This is a genomic window from Coleofasciculus sp. B1-GNL1-01 (assembly GCF_040220235.1).
In the GTDB taxonomy this organism is placed as follows: domain Bacteria; phylum Cyanobacteriota; class Cyanobacteriia; order Cyanobacteriales; family Coleofasciculaceae; genus Coleofasciculus.
Genome location: NZ_JAVJTO010000088.1, coordinates 1 through 19,542 on the forward strand (window position 1 = coordinate 1; position 19,542 = coordinate 19,542).

The 19,542-nt window shown below is 46.9% G+C and carries 15 protein-coding genes and 1 pseudogene; 7 read left to right on the forward strand and 9 right to left on the reverse strand.

The features are described 5' to 3' along the window. The 3 genes and pseudogenes from RID53_RS21445 to ppk1 form a co-directional block, all read left to right on the forward strand. Positions 1 to 186 (forward strand): annotated as a pseudogene (locus tag RID53_RS21445) (hypothetical protein); the annotation flags it as partial. A 945-nt stretch (positions 187 to 1,131) separates the two neighbouring features. Beyond that, positions 1,132 to 2,172 carry an L-histidine N(alpha)-methyltransferase gene (locus RID53_RS21450; RefSeq protein ID WP_446390024.1) on the forward strand — a complete coding sequence of 347 codons (1,041 nt, stop codon included), beginning with the start codon at positions 1,132 to 1,134 and terminating at the stop codon, positions 2,170 to 2,172. A 307-nt stretch (positions 2,173 to 2,479) separates the two neighbouring features. Then, positions 2,480 to 4,627, forward strand: coding sequence for a polyphosphate kinase 1 (gene ppk1 / locus RID53_RS21455; RefSeq protein WP_446390025.1), 2,148 nt, complete (start codon positions 2,480 to 2,482; stop codon positions 4,625 to 4,627). A gap of 440 nt (positions 4,628 to 5,067) precedes the next feature. Here ppk1 and RID53_RS21460 read toward each other — a convergent pair whose 3' ends face one another. The 4 genes from RID53_RS21460 to RID53_RS21475 all read right to left on the reverse strand — a co-directional run bounded on the left by RID53_RS21460 (position 5,068) and on the right by RID53_RS21475 (position 8,993). Beyond that, the gene (locus RID53_RS21460; RefSeq protein ID WP_446390026.1) at positions 5,068 to 6,372 is read right to left on the reverse strand and encodes a pentapeptide repeat-containing protein; all 1,305 of its coding nucleotides are present in this window, start codon (positions 6,370 to 6,372) and stop codon (positions 5,068 to 5,070) included. A 289-nt stretch (positions 6,373 to 6,661) separates the two neighbouring features. Then, on the reverse strand, positions 6,662 to 7,012 hold the full coding sequence (locus RID53_RS21465; protein WP_446390027.1) for a ribulose bisphosphate carboxylase small subunit: 351 nt from the start codon (positions 7,010 to 7,012) through the stop codon (positions 6,662 to 6,664). A gap of 78 nt (positions 7,013 to 7,090) precedes the next feature. After that, on the reverse strand, positions 7,091 to 7,477 hold the full coding sequence (gene rcbX, locus RID53_RS21470; protein WP_446390028.1) for a RuBisCO chaperone RbcX: 387 nt from the start codon (positions 7,475 to 7,477) through the stop codon (positions 7,091 to 7,093). Positions 7,478 to 7,562: 85 nt separating this feature from the next. Beyond that, complete coding sequence (locus tag RID53_RS21475; RefSeq protein WP_446390029.1) at positions 7,563 to 8,993, reverse strand: form I ribulose bisphosphate carboxylase large subunit; 1,431 nt, start codon at positions 8,991 to 8,993, stop codon at positions 7,563 to 7,565. A 642-nt stretch (positions 8,994 to 9,635) separates the two neighbouring features. Here RID53_RS21475 and RID53_RS21480 point away from each other — a divergent pair. The 3 genes from RID53_RS21480 to RID53_RS21490 all read left to right on the forward strand — a co-directional run bounded on the left by RID53_RS21480 (position 9,636) and on the right by RID53_RS21490 (position 12,379). Next, on the forward strand, positions 9,636 to 10,763 hold the full coding sequence (locus RID53_RS21480; protein ID WP_446390030.1) for a ligand-binding sensor domain-containing protein: 1,128 nt from the start codon (positions 9,636 to 9,638) through the stop codon (positions 10,761 to 10,763). Between the two features lie 241 nt (positions 10,764 to 11,004). Next, positions 11,005 to 11,784: a 3-methyl-2-oxobutanoate hydroxymethyltransferase gene (gene panB / locus RID53_RS21485; protein ID WP_446390031.1), complete on the forward strand. Its 780-nt coding sequence runs from the start codon at positions 11,005 to 11,007 to the stop codon at positions 11,782 to 11,784. 82 nt (positions 11,785 to 11,866) lie between these two features. Continuing rightward, complete coding sequence (locus tag RID53_RS21490; protein ID WP_446390032.1) at positions 11,867 to 12,379, forward strand: DUF3862 domain-containing protein; 513 nt, start codon at positions 11,867 to 11,869, stop codon at positions 12,377 to 12,379. A 46-nt stretch (positions 12,380 to 12,425) separates the two neighbouring features. Here the strand turns inward: RID53_RS21490 and RID53_RS21495 are convergent, their stop codons facing one another. The 3 genes from RID53_RS21495 to RID53_RS21505 form a co-directional block, all read right to left on the reverse strand. Next, positions 12,426 to 12,833 (reverse strand): DUF4351 domain-containing protein, encoded by a 408-nt coding sequence (locus RID53_RS21495; RefSeq protein WP_446390126.1) that lies wholly within the window; start codon positions 12,831 to 12,833, stop codon positions 12,426 to 12,428. A gap of 9 nt (positions 12,834 to 12,842) precedes the next feature. Next, positions 12,843 to 13,031, reverse strand: a complete 189-nt coding sequence (locus tag RID53_RS21500; protein WP_446390131.1) for a hypothetical protein — start codon at positions 13,029 to 13,031, stop codon at positions 12,843 to 12,845. Positions 13,032 to 13,114: 83 nt separating this feature from the next. Beyond that, on the reverse strand, positions 13,115 to 14,503 hold the full coding sequence (locus RID53_RS21505) for a hypothetical protein (RefSeq protein WP_446390033.1): 1,389 nt from the start codon (positions 14,501 to 14,503) through the stop codon (positions 13,115 to 13,117). Between the two features lie 821 nt (positions 14,504 to 15,324). Here RID53_RS21505 and RID53_RS21510 point away from each other — a divergent pair. After that, positions 15,325 to 17,709: a M48 family metalloprotease gene (locus tag RID53_RS21510; RefSeq protein ID WP_446390034.1), complete on the forward strand. Its 2,385-nt coding sequence runs from the start codon at positions 15,325 to 15,327 to the stop codon at positions 17,707 to 17,709. Between the two features lie 693 nt (positions 17,710 to 18,402). On the opposite strand, the gene RID53_RS21515 is transcribed toward RID53_RS21510, so the two are convergent. Together RID53_RS21515 and RID53_RS21520 are read right to left on the reverse strand one after the other, a co-directional pair. Then, a complete protein-coding gene (locus RID53_RS21515) occupies positions 18,403 to 18,786 on the reverse strand; it encodes a hypothetical protein (protein WP_446390035.1) in 384 nt (127 codons plus the stop codon). Positions 18,787 to 18,919: 133 nt separating this feature from the next. Next, on the reverse strand, positions 18,920 to 19,492 hold the full coding sequence (locus RID53_RS21520; RefSeq protein ID WP_446390036.1) for a CAP family protein: 573 nt from the start codon (positions 19,490 to 19,492) through the stop codon (positions 18,920 to 18,922). Positions 19,493 to 19,542: the final 50 nt, after the last annotated feature.

A 19,542-nucleotide genomic window follows, 5' to 3' on the forward strand; every position in this document is an offset into this window, starting at 1 on the left:
TCGACAAGTATTAAAAAAAACGAAATCAAGCCATGGTTAAATGAATCTTGGTGTATTCCTCCCCAAAAAAATTCTGAGTTCGTTTGCTGTATGGAGGAGGTTTTAGATGTTTACACTCGTCCCTATGACTCGGATTACCCCACCGTGCGACTTTCCGGAATTTTTCTGTCGCCCAAATACAGGTAAAAACACTCTCCACTTTGATGTAATGGGGTTGGACATCCGTTGTAGAGGAAGGGAATTTAGGGGGTTTGCGATCGCGTTCCGGACTGAGTGCCTTTGGAAGCATCCCATTTTGGTAACAACATCACCGAAAGCAACGGTATTTCAAGAGTTTCAGCCCTCCCCAAAGAGCTAATGTGCAAAATGGGGATGCTCCCGTGCCTTTCCCTTTGTCGGAACGGTCGTTGATTGTTCTTGTTAAGCGGAAAAACCCCAAAATTTAAGGTTTTTTTGTACACCTGACTGTTAGATTTTTTTTCATAAAATAACTTTGAGAGAACTTAAGTTTTGGGGTTCACTCTTAATTAGGATACCCAGATGGGGTCAACTTGTCAAAGCTGACTGGACAGCTTACTATATATGTCCAGCCTTCTGAATTGTTAAGAAAGATGTGAGTAATGCATAGCTTGCTAAGGGGGGAAATCTGAAGGGGTGACAAGCAGTCTTACACCCTTGAAAATGAGGCTTTGAGCGATATTGATATCTCTAAAGATGAAGTCTTATTGACATGCTTATTGACAGATGAAGACCACCGGATGAGGTATGGGATTAGCGAAGCGTTGCGCAGGGGGTATGGGGGAGGCGCTCGTCCCCCATTGGGGGGTCTGGGGGGCTAGTCCCCCAGAAAAAACTGCTATCTTTGACCCTATCTGTGACAAGAAGAAATGGGCTAAAAGCAGTATGGCTTAACACTTCAGCTAGCTTGTCACCCCGTGAGGGGGGAAATATTTCCTCCCGGTTCCCTCCCCTTGATAAGGGGAGGGTTAGGGTGGGGTCAAATCAAGGAAGGTATTGCTTTCTTTTTTAGCTTGAGTTGACACCAATACACGTCAGTGCGCCCCTACGATGAATGGTGCAAGATGTAACGTTGATGCACTAAAGTGCTTACTACGAACCAGGGAAACATTAATGTCTAAATCTCAATCAACTCCAATCTGTCGCACCACCCAGCCCAGTGCTGAATTTTACTCGATTTTCTCAGATGTTGAAATCTTAGATATCATTCAAACCTTAGCCACCCGACGGGAAATTAGCCTCAAATATTCCTACAAAGGTCAAGGCGCAAACATCTGGGATAAATTTTATCTCAACTATCTACGTCCGCGCTGGTATCGACCCGTTAATCGGGAAATTGCCCTGTTAAATGATACTTTTGAAATCATCACCCGCAAAATTCCAGCCGTCAACACCGTTCATATCATCGATGTCGGCGCTGGCAATTCCTATCCCGTCAAACAGTTTATCCGTCGGCTGCATCGCTTAGGTAAAATCACTCGATATATCGCCTTAGACATTAGCGACGACTTACTCAAACTATCCCGGCAAAACATCAAAAAATGGTTTCCTCATATCGACTTTATCAGCGACACAATTGACATCGAAAAACATTCACTATCCCAAACCTTATTAAACCATCAGGTTAACCTAAAACCTAACGACACCGCCCAAATCATATTACACTTAGGTGTAACCATGGGTAATCATCACAATAGAACCGCCGTCCTGCAAAATTTTAGGGATAGCATGGGAAAGCAGGATGTCCTCGTCTTCACCAACGAAATTGGTTCTAACTCTCAATGGGATGGAACAGTAAGAGGAGGATTAAAGTTTCATGTGGATCAAATCTATGCTTGGGTGAAAAATGCGCTGGGGATTCAAGCTGAGGATTGTGAACTGGTGCGAAAGTATGATCACAAAACTGATAGTATTGTGGCGACGATGAAATTTCGTCAGAACTATCGGATAAATTTTAGGTTAATGGGAGAGGATAAATGTCTAGAAATTGCTGAAGATGAAGAGATTACAATTTGGAGACAGCATAAGTTTGAAATCCCTGAACTGGTGCGAGAAATAGAACAGGCTGGACTCCAACTTATCCACGACAAAACTGACAAATATTCATCGAATATTATGGTAATTTGTGAGATTGATGAGCTGTCATGCCTTTAAATTGGGTATTATAGCGCTACGCGCTAGGCAATGGGCAATAGGCAACACCTCGGCTTACCTCGGCTTACCTCGGCTTCGCTCGGTGTTGAGCGATTTAAATTTTTCTTCTTTTGTCCTAACCTTAGAGCAAGATGTTCACACTACGTCCTGGCGATTCATCTGGTCGGTCAATCAGAGATTCGACGGCTTGACTGAGCGCTCGCCGAACGTCCGTGAGGCTTGGAGCCGATAAGCTGATAATATTTATACTGACATCCTACCCGCGCCAGAAAAGGCGAACGGATGGTGCGCCGTTTCCCTAATCATCATGGCTAAGAAATCGAAGACAACGACCGAGGTTAGTCTGAGAGACCCTAAATACTACTTCAACCGGGAACTCAGTTGGTTGGAATTTAACGATCGCGTCTTGCATGAAGCCCTCGATTCCCGAACCCCACTGCTGGAACGCTTGAAGTTTCTGGCAATCTTTAGTTCAAACCTGGATGAATTCTTTATGGTTCGGGTGGCGGGTTTGAAGCAGCAGGTGGAAGCAGGGGTGACCTCCCTAACTGCTGATGGCCGCACACCTGGCGATCAATTGGATGGGATTAATCAGCGGTTACTCCCCATGGTCAAGGAACAACATGAACATTTTGAACAAATCCTGCGACCATTATTGGCAAAACAGGGGATCTACCTGCTGGAGTACATGGATTTGAACTCCGAACAGCGGACTTATTTGCAAAACTACTTTGAGGAGCAAATTTTTCCGGTTCTGACGCCGCTAGCGGTTGATCCTAGCCACCCGTTCCCCTATATTTCCAACCTGAGCCTGAATCTAGCGGTGGTGGTGAAAGATCCTGAGCAGGGCGAGGAATTTTTTGCCCGGGTGAAAGTTCCTAAAGTCTTACCTCGCTTTGTCACCCTTCCCGAACCGTTACGAGAGCGGCAAAAGGGAAAACCTGCTCTTTGGATGGGCGTTCCCTTAGAACAGGTGATTGCCCATAATTTAGAATTTCTGTTTCCAGGGATGAATATCCAAGAATATCATCCGTTTCGGATTACTCGTAATGCTGACTTAGCCGTCGAGGAAGATGAAGCCGATGATCTCCTCTTGGCAATTGAAGAAGGATTGCGAAAGCGACGCCTAGGGGGTTCTGCCGTCCGCATGGAAATTCACGCGACTGTACCCGAAAACTTGCGGGAAACGCTGATGCGGGAGATGGGACTCCAGGACAGTGATGTTTACGAAATAGACGGTTTATTGGGACTAGGGGACTTGATGTCGTTTATGGGATTACCCCTACCGGAACTCAAAGACACATCCTGGACACCCGTCATGCCCGTCGAGTTGCGATCGCTCTCTGGGGAGGAAGATGGCGAGGACTTCTTTAGCATTATTCGTAAACGGGATTTATTTGTCCACCATCCCTACCATTCCTTTAGCGGTACCGTGCAGCGATTTATTACCCAGGCGGCGGATGACCCGGATGTACTGGCGATTAAAATGACACTCTATCGCACCTCTGGCGATTCCCCAATTGTCAATGCTTTGATTAAAGCGGCTGAAAATGGCAAACAGGTCGCCGTTTTGGTGGAATTGAAAGCCCGTTTTGATGAAGAGAATAATATTCTCTGGGCGCGTAAGTTAGAACAAGCTGGGGTTCATGTCGTTTATGGGATTATTAAGTTAAAAACCCATACCAAAATCGTACTGGTGGTGCGTCAAGAAGAGAAGCAGATTCGCCGCTATGTTCACATTGGCACGGGAAACTATAACCCGAAAACAGCCCGAATTTACACGGATTTAGGACTTCTAAGCTGTCGTGAGGATTTAGGGGCAGATTTAACCGATTTATTTAATTTTCTGACGGGATACTCTCGCCAGCGCTCCTATCGCAAGTTATTAGTCGCTCCCGTGAATTTACGCGATCGCATGACGACGATGATTCGGCGGGAAATCGAGCATTGTCGCCAGGGAAACACAGGGCGCATTGTTGCCAAAATGAATTCTTTAGTCGATCCTAAGATTATCGCGACTCTCTATGAAGCCTCCCAAGCGGGCGTACAAATTGATTTAATTGTCCGGGGAATTTGCTGTTTGCGTCCTGGTGTCGTAGGCGTTAGCGATAATATTCGCGTAATTAGTATTGTCGGTCGCTTTTTAGAACATTCGCGGATTTATTATTTCTATAATCAGGGTGATGAAGAAGTGTATATTGGTAGCGCTGACTGGATGCGTCGCAACTTAGATCGACGAGTTGAGGCGATTACACCGATAGAAGATCCAGAAATTATCAAAGATTTGCAAGAAATCCTAGCCATTATGATGGCAGATAATCGCCAAGCCTGGGAATTACAACCGGATGGGCGTTATATCCAACGTCAACCAGAGGATGCGAAAGAGCAATGCGCTCAAAAGATTTTCATGGAGATGGCGAAGGACTCAGCAAAGGAGGCGGCGGGAATGGCATAGTTAGGGGCTGCGGAATAAGTCTTGTGGTGGGGTTAGAGAGCAGGGGGAGCAGGGGGAGCTGGGGGAGCAGGGGGAGCAGGGGAAGCAGAGGGAGCTGGGGGAGCAGGGGAAGCAGAGGGAGCTGGGGGAGCAGAGGGAGCTGGGGGAGCAGGGGGAGCAGGGGAAGCAGGGGGAGCAGGGGAAGCAGGGGGAGCAGGGGAAGCAATGGTACATTTTCGGTGATTATTCTATCGCCATAGTTTTGATAGATATAGCACTACGAGGTACGGAAAGGACATCAGTTGATTCCAAGAGGGAACAGGGAACAGGGAACAGTACAGAATGTCCTAACCTGTTTTGGTACTGCTATAAGCAGCATCTTCCCCATCTTCCCCATCTTCCCCATCTTCCCCATCTTTCCCATCTCTCCCATCTCCCCCATCTCCTCCTCACCTCAATCCTTATTTCCAGTCGGCGATCGCAGGCAGTAAAATTCTGCTCAGAGGATGCTCAATGTACTCTTGCAGTCTGGTAATTCCGGCGCTTTGTACCGCTTCTATCACCCTGGATTTTAGCGGACGATTACTCTCAATCTGTTTAATCGCGGCGGCGACAGCAATTACTTTTTCTAATGGTGTATTTGTTGGGCAAGTTTGGCTCAATTCCTGTAAAAGTTGCTGAATTTCTGCGGCGACTTCTGACCATTTAGGTTGGGAAAGATTCTGATCCAGTTGTTCTAAAATTCGGTGAACTTCCGATACCGCCTGTTGTAGATTCGGTGGGATAGTCGGGCTGTCACTTAGGGAAGAAGACGGGGGACTTAAGTCTGTTCCCTGAGAAACACTAGGCGTTACGGTATCATAAACGGGCGGTTGAATGTCTACTTTAATCGGCGGTGCGCCAGTCGTTGCGGTGTAATTGACAGGCGGTTGGTGGGGCTGTTGGATTTCAACTTTTACCTCGGGTGTACTAGCGGATCTATTCGGGTTTGGGGTTGGAGAAGCTTGAACTGGAGCAACATCTGGACTAACTTTGACTTGAACAGTGTTAAGATGCTGACGCCATAACTGAGTAAACTCTCCCGGAGCAAAACTTCCCTGATTGGGATGGCGTTGTTGTTGACCCGTTTGCAAGTAAATATAATCACAAATTACTTCGTCCAAGTTGGTAGCACTGTTGATTTGCCAGTCCTGCAAACAGGTTCCCGTTAAGATAGCTTTGTTAAAGTTTGCCGATAAGACTTGGGTTTTTTCTAAATTGGCTTCACTGAGATTTGCCATCCGCAGATTCGCTTCACTCAAATTTGCCACTTGCAGATTGGCTTCACTCAAATTAGCACCACTAAGGTTAGCCATCCGCAGATTGGCTTCACTTAAATTTGCCCCACTGAGGTTAGCAATTCTCAGATTCGCTTCACTCAGGTTAACCGCCGTAAGATTAGCATCAATAAAGTTGACTAAGGTTAAATAAGCTCCGTTTAAATCCGTACCCGTCAGGTTAGCTAGATTTAGGTTAACCCCTCTCAGGTTAGCCCCCCGGAGATCGGCGCTGCTGAGATCCGCACCCTGGAGATTCGCATCACTGAGATTTGCCATCCTCAAATCAGCGTTCTGAAGGTTCACCCCACTCAAGTTTGCTTCATTGAGATTAGCTCTACTTAGCTGTGACTGACTCAAATCGGGTACGAGTTGAGGATTCTCTTCCCGCCACTGATTCCAGGTTTCTACGCCTTGTTTAAGCAAAGCCGCATGTTCTTCATTTGCCATTGACTGCTAACCTCTTCAGTTGCCCTTTTGTCGCAGCTTAGCTCAAGAAAACAGTAACCTACAAGATCCCTCGCCCTGCTCCTCTATTCCTGCATGTCCAAAAAGCTTCACCCTTAGGGGAAGCCTCGGTTTGCACCATGGTATGAAGCCTGAATTGAGGATACAACATCCAACAAAACCAATTTGAGTATAGCCTTCTGTCCTCTACCTTCTGTCCTCTGCCTTCTAAAAAAAAGAGAGGTAATCAAACCTCTCCTTCCTATCTCAGCAGATTTTAAGCTTTTGCGACTTAGTAGTAACCTCGGCTACGACCACCTTCACCGGGCTTATAGATAATAAAGCTCAAAACTTGGCACTGCTTAATATTATCAAAACCCACAACCCGGATAAAATTGTCGCGATAGTCAGAGCGACAAGCATCTACCTCAGCCATAACTTCTTTAGGCGAAGTGGCGTTGAACAGGGGAAGCTTCCACATTGTCCAGTAGTGCTGTTCGGGTTCCGAACTTTCGCTAAATTCGATCGCGGGAATAAAGCCCTGATCCAAAATGTATTCAATTTGGCGGACAATTTGCTGATCGCTCAGAGGCGGCAAATAGGACAAAGTTTCGTAACGACGCTCTTTCGGTAACGTTTGCATGGGGTTTTTCTGTAATGGTTGTGTTTTTGAAGTCCGGGTATGCCAGCAGGTGACAAGAGTACCCGGTTGAATTGCCAACTAGGTGTCCGAATCAGCTTGCTGTTCGGGTGAGGCTGGGTCAGATATACTGAGTTGCGTCATTCGCTCCAGATACTGACGTCGATATTCCATATTCGACTGCTGAATGTTACTCCGAACCATTTCTGGTAAGAAGTCTGCTACTTCTTCAGCTAGAAGCTGTCGCACAGTCATAATCCGAAACGCCAGTTCTTGTTTTTCCACCAAGAGTGCTTGGAGATAGGCATCTCCATCTTGAACGCCTTGGTTTGCCGAAAAAGAATGCAGCCACAGCGCCTGGGGGGGGTCAGTTTCACCCAATTGATCCAGAACAATCCGTAGTGCTTGGTATGTCATGTAATTGGTAAGCACTTTGGCTGTATCTTTGGCAACTCGTTTTAGATCCATAGTCTGATCCCAGCCTTCTAACAGTATGAAGTATCAATGATGAAGTATGAAGTTTTACACTTCATACTTCGCACTTCATCCCGTCTTAGACGGTATCAACAGCTTCATACTCGAACTTGATTTCCTTCCAAAGTTCGCAAGCCGCCGCTAATTCAGGACTCCATTTAGCGGCTTCGCGGATAACGTCGCCACCTTCACGCATCAGGTTGCGTCCTTCATTACGGGCTTGAATGCAGGCTTCTAATGCCACACGGTTAGCCGTTGCACCGGGAGCATTGCCCCAGGGGTGACCCAGGGTACCACCACCGAATTGCAGGCAGGAATCATCACCAAAGATTTCTACCAGTGCAGGCATGTGCCAAACGTGGATACCACCAGATGCCACAGGCATTACACCGGGCATGGATGCCCAGTCTTGGGTGAAGTAAATACCGCGTTCGCGATCGCGCTCGATATGATCTTCCCGCATTAGGTCAACAAAACCCATGGTGATGCCTTTTTCACCTTCGAGCTTACCAACCACAGTACCAGAGTGGAGGTGGTCACCACCAGACAACCGCAAGCACTTCGCCAGCACCCGGAAGTGGATACCGTGAACCTTCTGACGGTCAATTACGGCGTGCATCGCCCGGTGGATGTGCAGGAGCAGACCGTTGCTACGGCACCATTTTGCCAAGGTGGTGTTAGCGGTGAAGCCACCTGTCAGGTAATCATGCATGACGATCGGCGTACCCAGTTCTTTAGCGAACTCAGCCCGCTCCATCATTTGTTCACAGGTGGGGGCGGTAACATTCAGGTAGTGACCTTTAACTTCACCGGTTTCGGCTTGGGCTTTTTCAATTGCCTCTTGCACAAACAGGAAGCGATCGCGCCAGCGCATGAAGGGCTGGGAGTTGATGTTTTCGTCGTCTTTGGTGAAGTCTAGACCGCCGCGCAGACACTCATAAACGGCACGACCATAGTTCTTCGCCGATAGACCCAACTTGGGCTTAATCGTGCAACCCAACAAAGGACGCCCGTACTTGTTCAACTTATCGCGCTCAACCACGATACCGTGAGGCGGTCCCTGGAACGTCTTCAGATAAGCGACGGGAACCCGCAAATCTTCTAGACGCAGGGCTTTGAGAGCTTTAAATCCAAACACGTTCCCCACGATGGAGGTCAGCATGTTGGTAACCGAACCCTCTTCAAACAGATCCAAGGGGTAGGCAACGTAGCAGATATACTGATTATCTTCGCCACGGACTGGCTCAACTTCATAGCAACGACCTTTGTAGCGATCGAGGTCAGTTAACAAGTCTGTCCAAACCGTTGTCCATGTCCCGGTGGAAGACTCTGCTGCTACTGCCGCACCCGCTTCTTCCGGGGGAACTCCCGGCTGCGGAGTCATGCGGAAAGCTGCCAGAATATCTGTATCTTTAGGAGTGTAATCCGGAGTGTAATACGTTAATTTATAATCCTTGACCCCGGCATCATACCCAGCTTTTGACTGAGTTTTTGTTTTAGCGTAAGACATGTTTTCCTTCCTTAGGAACTACTGAATGTTGCGACAGGCTAAATTCATAAACATCATTAACGATTTTACGCCCTTAGTTAAGCACTAAAATCTCTAAAATGACGCTTAAAATTAGCCCTGATTGGGTGCATCCCCACACCCAACCTGCTCGTGTTGGTTTTTGGTGTCTGAATTACCTATTATCCGCCATATTGGGTCAAAAAACTTGACTAAGCCAAGACATTTTTTTATTGAGCGGATTGGGCAAGAGCTATCATCCCACAACACCAAACAAACAATTGCTTGATGGGGGTTCTCTTCCCTTATGGCTTTAGCTAATCCGGCAATTCATTTCACGCCAAGTTAAACAATCATAGCGTGTTGATGAAGCAGCATGTCATCATGCAGCTCCTTGCCAGACCCGTTAAATTTTCAGCAACGTAGCTAATATACCAAAGAATTCAATAAGTTTAACTTCAAATATTCTTGAGAATTGTATAAGGTACTGTTATAAATCAACGAAATGTAAAAATATATTAATTTTTTGTTACAAATAAACCTATTTGGGACATTTTAAGGTAAAGATTCTATAGTCTAGGCTGTACCATCACTCTTTAATATAGATATAGATCTCGAAAAACTATCCAAATCGTCTCAGACACCATGGCGTCTTTGAATGCCCCGATTCGTCTTTTCATCGGTGCTACCCTGCTAGGGTGGGGGTTGGCCCCGACCCGGCTCATCTCTCCTGTCGGGATGGGAACCGATCCGACCCTAGTGCTAGCCCAAGAGACCCTAGCTCAAACCGAACTAGGGACAGCCCCCGACTATCGAGGTGCGCCTCCTCCCCCTGGCGGCGAACCGTTACCTCCTGAACGCTTGCGACGAGAAGTCGAACCCCTACCCACAGATTTTCGCGTCCCCGCTTTGCAACCGGACTATACAGGTGATCTCTGGGTGGGAACCTACTCAGGATTATCCCGAGTTGACCCGAACACCGGACGCTTGAAAGCCCGCGTTGATTTACCCAACTACACCATCGACGCCTTAGCCCAAGACCGGGTGGGACGAATTTGGCTGGGAACGTATGAAGGATTGTTACGAGTTGATCCTCGGAGTAACGAAGTTACTGCACAAAACTTTACATTACCCTCGAATCGGGTCTTATCCTTACAAGTTGATCGGCGCGGGTATCTCTGGGTAGGAAGCGATCGCGGTTTGGCATTGATTAGTCCCGACAAAGGATTATTAATGACCACAGTGCAAGAACTTCCCGGCGTTAGCGCCAATGCGTTGACATTAGATGAAGACGGTCAACTGTGGGTGGGTACATTAGAAGGATTAGTGCAAATCGATACCGCCAGCGCCTTTATCATTCGGCGGATTGGTAATCTACCCGGAACCATTGTCCAATCCCTAACCACCGGACCCGATGGTAAGCTGTGGGTGGGAACTCCTAGTAGTTTGTTGGTGATTGACCCCAATAATCCCTTCGCTGAACCGCGTTCAGTGACACCATTACGGGGACGTAGTGTAACGGCGGTGCGCTTTGCTCTAGATGGTAGTGTTTGGGTAGGTACGGAACGTAGCTTATTAAAAATCCGAGCGGAAACGGGAGCGGTGTTGGGTGAACTGTCGAATCTTCCCTCAGACTATATTCTTTCCTTGGCTCCAGATGTGGGAAATAAATTATGGGTGGGAACGACGGAGGGATTAGCCTGGGTTAGCCTATCCACGGGTCAAGTTAGACCTCATTTAGCGTTTGTGAAGAATCCGCCAGAGACGTTTTAAGTATTGGTCATTGGTCATTTGTCATTCGTCAGAGTGGGTTTAGTCACATCCGGGTGGCACAAAATGTTAGTCGTCAAACCCACCCCTACACATCGGTCAGGGCGGGTTTTGTAGAAACGTTGACAAAAACAATTAAGATGAATTCCTAAACCCGCCCCTACAAACTATGTCCGACAAGCGAAGCGAAGGTCTTCCCTAATTACCCTGTCATTAATCCCTAATCACCAATCACCCATCCCCAATGGTCAATATCCAACAACTGAAACAATGGAAACAACAAGGGCGTCCGTTGGTCGTCTTGACCGCTTGGGATTATGCGATCGCACAATTATTAGATGCGGCGGGAGTGGATATTATTCTGGTTGGGGATTCCTTGGGAATGGTCACATTGGGGTATGAGACCACATTACCTGTGACGTTGGATGAGATGCTGCACCATGCTAAAGCCGTGCGTCGGGGTGTAAAACAGGCATTCGTGGTGTGCGATTTACCCTTTTTAAGTTATCAGGAAAGTTTACAACAAGCCATGCACTCGGCGGGTCGGGTATTGAAGGAAACCGGGGCGCAGGCGGTAAAGTTAGAAGGCGGACATCCAGCTATAGCCCAAACGGTAGCCCATTTAACGGCGGCGGGAATTCCGGTGATGGGTCATGTGGGGTTGACACCGCAGTCGGTACATCTTCTCGGTTATCGTCAGCAAGGGAAAACAGAAGCAGCAGCAGAGCGAATTTTAGCCGAAGCGATCGCCCTTGAGCAAGCGGGTGTTTTTGCCCTAGTTTTAGAGCATATTCCGGCGGATTTGGCTAGGAAGATTACACAAACCTTAACCATTCCCACTATTGGGATTGGTGCAGGAGTCGATTGCGATGGACAGGTATTAGTCACCGCCGATTTACTGGGACTTTCGGAACGTCAGCCACCTTTTGCCAAAGTCTATGCGAATTTGCGGCAAGTGATTACTCAGGCGGTGCAAGACTATAGTCATGATGTGCGAGAGCGACAGTTTCCAGAGGGGAAATAGTTAAACCAGATAGATAGTTTTGGAGATGTGAGCGTCTTTTGACTTTAAAATTTTCTTAGAGACTATACCAAAAGCTACCAATATGCAATCTCTGGGAAAAACCACACTATGGGTTTTATCGGTCTTGTTTATCCTGCTCGGGCTGGTATTTTTCGCTACTAACCTGTCTGCTGCACTAATGGCATTGCTGATAGGCGTTGTCTTGCTCCCTCCAATGGCTCAGTTCATCGACTATCCACCATTCAAAGTCATTCGTTGGGTTATTGCAGGCGCAGCGTTTGGTTTATTTGTAGCGTTTGTTCCACCTTCAGAGAACCCAGTCCAGCCACCTCAAGCCTCACCTACTCCTAGGCTGCAACGTCCAAGTCCAAGTCCTACTCAAAGATTAACACTAGAGGCTTTTAATCAGATAAAAGCAGGGATGACTTATGAACAGGTCATTGAGATTTTAGGAGAGGGGGAAGAAATCTCTAGAGTAGAAATTCCTGGGACGCCCACTACCGTCATGTACCAGTGGCAAACAGGACTTAGAAGTGTAAATGCCACATTCCAGGATAATAAGCTGATATCAAAAGCCCAGTTTAATTTAGATTAATCCGGCAAATATTGACAACTTCCCTGAGTAAGTCGAGCATAAAGCGTCAACCCAGCACCTGTTGCTCCTCCAACCAAGCCACTAAATCCGCAACTTGGAAAAAATCCAACAGCGCGACTCCCAACGCTTCCAACTGTTCTGTCGATAACCTGTGAATGCGATCGCGCAGTGAGGGGTCAACGTCACCCAGTCGTCGGGTTAGCTGGCGGAGAATCAAAGCGATTTCCACGTCTCGCATCTTTTGTCGGTCAAACCAAGCGATTAAATCCGCAACTCCGGAAAAATCCAATAGCGCTACCCCCAACTCCTCCAATTCCTCGATGGATAACGCCCGAACCCGCTCAATTGCGCCTGGGTTAACCTCACCTAGTGCAGCTTGGCAAAAATACTTGAGCAGCTTCGTAGATACGATGAAGCAGGGGGAGCAGAGGCAGCAGGGGAAGCGGGGGGAGATATTAGCTGTTCAGTTATTTCTGCCTTCTTGCACTAGCCGCCGATTGAGTTGGCGCATGACTAATGAAAGGGCTTCCTGTTGTCTTCCTTGTTGCAAGATATCTTGATAAATAACTGACTCGCGCATGATGTCCTCCCGAAAAAACCGACGTATCAAAGCTTTTTCAAACCGCAATCCAGCTAAAATCTCCGCACCCATGAATGGGACTATCGGATCACTAAACTAGGATTGGGTGTATGTTGACCTACAATAAGGTTTTATGCTGTCCCTGACATGTTCCCCTAGGATTTCTTTAATTGAACACCATACCAATTTAGGACGGCTAACCATACTATTGATAGCAATCCCGCCAAACTCAAGGTTAAGCCACTATAGGGTACAAGTAACCCTAAAATCGGTAACACCATACCCGCGATCGTACACACTATCGCCGCCAGTGACGTTTGGCGATCGCGTCCTAATCCCCAAACCAATACCAACACTACCAACGAAATTCCTGTCCACGCTAACCTTGCATCGATAATCCGGCTAAAATAAGTCAAGGCTAGCAAACTAGCAAAAAATACACCCCCTGCGATCGCAACATTCCGTAGGCTCAAGGGTAGGGAGAGATAGAGTAACAATATCCACCACAAAAATAATCCTGGCGCTAATAACAACAGACGCGGAATTACCCCAGTATTTGTAATCGGATTGGTTGCGGTAAACACACCGAACGGATTGCGAACCGATACATTATCCTCAAACAGCCAAGTAAACACCGTCCCCTCTCCCTGATTCTGCATTTGGGTGGGTATAATCCCACTGGCAAAATCCGCCTGGGGAAAATTAGCATCAATGGTGAGGCGAAAATTAGATAGTAACTGTCCCCCTGCATTGTAAACCCAGCGCGGTGCGCCTTGGGCTTGATAGGTTACCTGAAATTCCGTCTCTTCCCCCGGTTCTAAACGCAACGGAAAACTATAGTTATTTGGATTTGTCGGTTCGAGTCGCCTTCCCTGCTGTTCGACTCGGAAATTTTGTAATAATGAATAACCGTAGGGTGGTGAAATCTCAAAAAATAGTTCTTGCGTTTCTGCCAGAGTATTAGTAACCTGATACGTAGCCGTAAAGTCAATCTGGTAATGATTCGTCTGATCCTGCCAATTGCGGATTTGATCAATTGTCACCTGAATTTCAGACCCTGCCAAGGCTAACAAGCGACTGACTTCTTGTGTATCTTCCACCTGAACAATTCTGCCATTAATTTGCTGATTGTAGGTAAACGGTTCCTCTACCACATAGCGAACTTGCGGCGCAGATTGTTCCAACCGTTCCCCCGCCACAGTTGCTGCAATTTCCGCGACTTGGGCTTGTTCCCAATGGTGGTAACGATTTCCCAAAGTGGAACAGAGAAAAAATCCCGCCACTAACAGAACAACGACGACTATTCCATGCAATAATACTCGTAAAAGTTGAGAATAGCGGACAACCCATTCCCCGATAAAAATCGATTGTTCCGGTTGAGTGCGGCGCAATGCAGCACCAATCATGGCAATCACGATTCCTAACGCGCCAACCAGTAAGGCTAGGGTTAGGAATGAACTGAGTAGCTGTTCTCCAAACTGAATTAACTCTTGAGGATGGGTGAGATCAGGTAAGCCGGGAATACCTTGGGCAGTTTGATTCATTATTATACAATTCCCACTGTGAGTCGTCGTTGGCATCTTGTGCGAAGACGACTGATTCTCCTTTAGAGTTTCTACAATAGGAGAATTCATCATTTTATCGTGTCACACCCCTGTAGGGGCGACCCGCCGAATTTAATTAACACCACCCAACCCTTAATTATATCGGGTCGCCCTGCCTCGGGTATAGCCAATTATTAAAGACCCGGTAAAATTCGGGTATTTTTGATTAAGATAAAACACCGTAGGGGCAAAGATACGTAACCAATTAACACCACCCAATTCTTAATTTTATCGGTTTTTCCCCCTGTAGGGGCGACCCGCCGAATTTAATTAACATCACCCAACCCTTAATTATATCGGGTCGCCCTGCCTCGGGTATAGCCAACTATTAATTACCCGGTCAAATTCGGGTATTTTTGATTAAGATAAAACACCGTAGGGGCAAAGATACGTAACCAATTAACATCACCCAACCCTTAATTATGTCGGGTCGCCCTCCGTCGGTTATCATCTGAAACCCCATACATTTAGACGGGGGCGAGTCGAGATAGGTTAATTCTCGCACCAAACATTTGTGCAGCGACTCGCCCCTACAGCCTACACCCTACAGGTTGTTATGTTTTTACAGCATTGCAGTTAGAATTCAACAATTCCTTATCGAAGATGACAATCTTGACAATCCTCCTCTGCCCAATCCTTGCTACCCCCTGGTGCTACAGTAACTGTATAACCTGTACCGCTCAAATCCACGATTGATCCGCCGGATGAAACATTCTCGGCATGACAGATTATTGTAAAAGAGCAGGGTTAGTGTAACGATTATGGCATCTGTACCCAATCCCTCCCTTGATGCTGGTTTAGCGGCTCTTAAACAGGGCAATTACGATCTGGCGATCGCACACCTGGAAGGTGTGTGCGAATTTGAGTTAGATGAAGCCATTATCTCCCGCGCCAGTGTCGCCCTCGTCAAGGCTTATCGCCGCCGGGGTGATATCCAAAATGCGATCGCGCTTTGCCAAACCCTTACCCAAGATCCCAATCCCAAGGTGCAACAATGGGCAACAAATACCCTACCGGAACTCATGGCGGAATCCCCCCCGCCAGCGAATCAGACGGGGTTTACGCCAGAAGCAGACACTTCAGCGAATCCCACCGGATTTGTTCCTCTCAACTCGCCTTCCTCCCCAACTAAACCGGGAACGATTAAACAGCGGTTAACCGATTCGGCTAAACGCCTGTTTACAGGGGGCAAATCGCAGCAACAGTCTCCGGGAAATCAACCTCCTCCCTCTCAACCCTCATCCCAACTCCCGGTTGCGTTCACACCCCCTTCCGCGCCCTCTGTCTTTTCCCCCAGCCCTCGGTTTCGCAACTTAGGGCGTGCAGAAAACTGGCGTCCGTTCAAACGCCCGAAATTAAGGCAATTGGGGTTAATTGGGATTGGAAGTGCGATCGCGTTTGCTTGGGTGCTGCGTTTCTGGCTAAAGTTTCTGATGGCAACCACCAATACTATTTTGGTGCAATTGCCGCTATTATCACCCATTCAATGGTTCTACCGTGATCCAACTCCAGCTTTAGTTGTTTTGGCGATTGTGACGCTAATCGTCTCTCCCTGGTTAATGGATTGGCTATTAAGACAGGTGTATGGATTAGAACCACTCTCCGTCAGCCAACTCTCGGCGCGATCCTCAGAATCGGCTAAAGTGATCCAACGGTTTTGTCGTCAACGCCGTTTACCGTTACCGACGTTGGGTATTTTACCCACAGAAGCGCCGTTAGCGATAGCTTATGGGAATTTACCGCGCACCGCCCGAATTGTCGTCAGTGAAGGACTTTTATCACAACTGGCGGAAGATGAAGTCGCCACGATTTATGCGGCTCAGTTAGGGCATATTGTTCACTGGGACTTTATCTTAAGTTCTCTGGGAACCTTAATTCTCCAGTTTCCCTATCTCCTTTATTTATATGTTGCTCAAGGGGGAGAACAGTTAGCGGAATGGATTCGGCGCAAATACCCCGCCACCCAACGAGTGTTACCGCCTTTGTGTTTAGGAATTAGCAGTATTATTTCCAGCTTAGGTTACGCCACTTACTGGCTACTGCGTCTCCCCCTGCTATGGTTTTCCCGGATTAGAATTTACTATAGCGATCGCGTGGCGATAGAAACCACTGGAAATCCCAATGGCTTAACCCGGGCGCTATTGAAAATCGGCTTAGGGATGAGTCATGCAATCCATCAAGCCGAACAAACCCGCCCTTTGTGGGAAAGCTTTGATTTAGTCTTACCTGTAGGATACCGACAAGGATTACTTTTAAGCAGTTGTTCGCCTCATGTTCCCTTTGAACGGGTTTTACAGTGGGAATGTACCAACCCTTACCGCCACTGGTTAATTATCACAGCCGCGCATCCATTATTAGGCGATCGCTTGCATTTGTGCGCTCGTTATGCTCTTCATTGGAAACTAGGTACAGAATTAGATTTACCCATACCACCACCGCCAATACGGGATAATAAAACACGCTGGTTGAAACTTATCGCCAGTTATGAAGCCTTTCCCTTATTTCAAAGTGTTCTATTAACCGGATTCGTTGTCGGTGTTGTACTGCGAATTGGGTTCTGGTTACTCGGTATTCTCAGTGATTGGCTATCTCGCTGGTGGATAACTGGATTCTGGCGGCTAATCTGGTTACACAACGCCGGATCATTTCTGGATGCTTGTATCCTAATAGCCTTTAGTTTAAGTATTATTCTCTGGATTAATCGTTACTTTCCCGATATCAAACCTGCGGCGATTCGTCACCAACCCAGCTTGGAACAAATGCTAGCTGATCCGAATGCGTTACCCTCTACTCATCAACCTGTGGAATTTACAGGTAAACTTTTAGGGCGGCGAGGATTGCAGAATTGGTTAGGCGTGGATTTAATTATTGAAACCGATAGTGGGTTAGTTAAATTGCATTACTTTTCAATTTTAGGTTCTCTGGGTAACTTACTCCCTCTGGGAACTCGCCCTAGTGATTTAGTCGGTGAATCGGTGACGGTAATGGGTTGGTTTCGACGGGGGGTGACGCCTTGGATTGATGTGGAGATGTTGAGTACATCAGATGGGAAAATCAGTCGCGCTCATTATCCGTTATGGTTAGTGATTCTGGCTGTGGTGGCGGCGATATGGGCATCCTATTTAATTTGGACATTACCTGCATAGATGTTTGTAACTTTTCCCACGGCGATTAAAATCGGAAGTATGTCATCTTTGTAGGTTGGGTTGAGGAACAAAACCCAACATCATCGTTAGTAACCCCCTTTTACCACGGCGATTAAAATCGCTGCTACACAAACAAAGTCCGCCTACGCGGACTGGGTTATAAAAGGGGGTTGCTAACCCTAATTTGGTATAAATCTTTTGTCACCTTAATGTCACTAAATCCACCCTTTTGTAGGGGCGGGTTTCATATAGTAGGGACATGGCAATACCCATTGGTGTTAACTTAAGCGGAAAAACCCAAGCAATACCTTGACTCTACCCCACCCTAACCCTCCCCTTATCAAGGGGAGGGAACATTTCCCCCCAAAGCACCGGGGGGATTAAGGGGGGTTAAGATTAAAACGATGAGATTCAAAGTCTTATAGGGAAAACTTTTCACATTAAGTTGACACCAATGGGTAATGCCGTGCCCCTACAGGTAGCGCCTGTGCCGTCAATTTGCGTAAGTCCTATTTTGCTTCATGGGAGAAGGGGAACCATCAGCTAATTTTCACTTATCTGGACTTATTTCTATCGGGTTATCATCTAAGCTAAAATAGAGGCGTCAAGCTGAAACAAGATCATTCCAATGGTAGTCCGACAACCCCGATACAGCAAAGAAGAATTTGCTCAACGTGGTGACGAAATCATCGCTCATAACTCAAAAACATCTGTTCGTTCAATCATAAACCATTCATGATATAAAATTGCCAAAAAGAAATCTTCATCTTTCACCTTATCGCAAACAGCTATATAGCCAGAGAAAAAGGGGTCATCATCATAGGTAGTGTCTTTGAAAAACAACGTCAGTGAATTACCATCCGCACTCCAAATTGAACGGATAATCGTGATATTGGCATGATGCTCTCGCTCGATAGGCAGAAGTACCCAACGCCCCTCAATTTCCATAAATTCGGGTTCGTAATATCTGAGAACCGACTCCCATTTTTCGGGACCTTCATGCTTTTCAATAATTCTGTCCCAGCGCACAGATTTAATTTTTTCCAGGGTGTCTGTTGATACGTTAGCGAGTTTCATAGTCTGGTTTAACTGAAAGAAGGAATATCAATCTGACTTTTTTTTTGCACGAAAGGAGGAGAATTAAAAGCCTCTCTCCTTGCAGGAGAGAGGTTTGGAGAGAGGTTTTCCAGATCCCGTGAAGTCAGAATAATTACGGTGCCATAACGTTCTCTGGAAACTGCCCAATCACATTACCCGCAGGCGAATATTGGCAAACCACATAGAAGGCATTATACTGAGTCCCTTGAATGGTTTTGACGCCCCGTGCCGCACCACATCCTAATTGGGTGCTATTCTTCCACACCACCTGGGTAAAATGCCCTGTCTCCGAAGAAAATCCTGGATTGGCATAGTCATAGTCTGAAACCTCGTTATACCAATTTGTAACCGCTTGGTTCGCCAGGGTAGCGGCGTCTACAGAGGATGCTGTCGTGTACGAAACATAGAGGTTTTCTCCTGCATCCGAGTTACTGTGTTTTAAAACACCATTGCTTGCCAGATAATTCGCCCAGTTTTGAGCGCTGTTGTTCAGGGAATTACTCAGGGTCATATCTGGACTATTATGGGTGTTCCGATAGGTATTGTGCTGAGACAAGGCTGTGTTACGAAATGTACTTAGGTTTATCCCTGTTTGCCCGATAACGGGGTGAGTGCCGATTATCCCCAAGGGTATTATTGTTGCCAAGCCGAGACAAATACCTTTAACGAATTGCTGCGGATTCATAGGCTATTCCTGCTTGCAGATGGAAAAAAGTTGTATATCCAAGCTAACTG

Coding starts and splice junctions, on each gene's coding strand:
- RID53_RS21490 (WP_446390032.1), top strand. CDS start 11,867: ATGCAATCTCTGGGAAAAACCACACTATGGGTTTTATCGGTCTTGTTT.
- RID53_RS21500 (WP_446390131.1), bottom strand. CDS start 13,031: ATGGGTGCGGAGATTTTAGCTGGATTGCGGTTTGAAAAAGCTTTGATA.
- RID53_RS21475 (WP_446390029.1), bottom strand. CDS start 8,993: ATGTCTTACGCTAAAACAAAAACTCAGTCAAAAGCTGGGTATGATGCC.
- ppk1 (WP_446390025.1), top strand. CDS start 2,480: ATGGCTAAGAAATCGAAGACAACGACCGAGGTTAGTCTGAGAGACCCT.
- RID53_RS21465 (WP_446390027.1), bottom strand. CDS start 7,012: ATGCAAACGTTACCGAAAGAGCGTCGTTACGAAACTTTGTCCTATTTG.
- RID53_RS21450 (WP_446390024.1), top strand. CDS start 1,132: ATGTCTAAATCTCAATCAACTCCAATCTGTCGCACCACCCAGCCCAGT.
- panB (WP_446390031.1), top strand. CDS start 11,005: ATGGTCAATATCCAACAACTGAAACAATGGAAACAACAAGGGCGTCCG.
- RID53_RS21505 (WP_446390033.1), bottom strand. CDS start 14,503: ATGAATCAAACTGCCCAAGGTATTCCCGGCTTACCTGATCTCACCCAT.
- rcbX (WP_446390028.1), bottom strand. CDS start 7,477: ATGGATCTAAAACGAGTTGCCAAAGATACAGCCAAAGTGCTTACCAAT.
- RID53_RS21460 (WP_446390026.1), bottom strand. CDS start 6,372: ATGGCAAATGAAGAACATGCGGCTTTGCTTAAACAAGGCGTAGAAACC.
- RID53_RS21480 (WP_446390030.1), top strand. CDS start 9,636: ATGGCGTCTTTGAATGCCCCGATTCGTCTTTTCATCGGTGCTACCCTG.
- RID53_RS21510 (WP_446390034.1), top strand. CDS start 15,325: ATGGCATCTGTACCCAATCCCTCCCTTGATGCTGGTTTAGCGGCTCTT.
- RID53_RS21515 (WP_446390035.1), bottom strand. CDS start 18,786: ATGAAACTCGCTAACGTATCAACAGACACCCTGGAAAAAATTAAATCT.
- RID53_RS21520 (WP_446390036.1), bottom strand. CDS start 19,492: ATGAATCCGCAGCAATTCGTTAAAGGTATTTGTCTCGGCTTGGCAACA.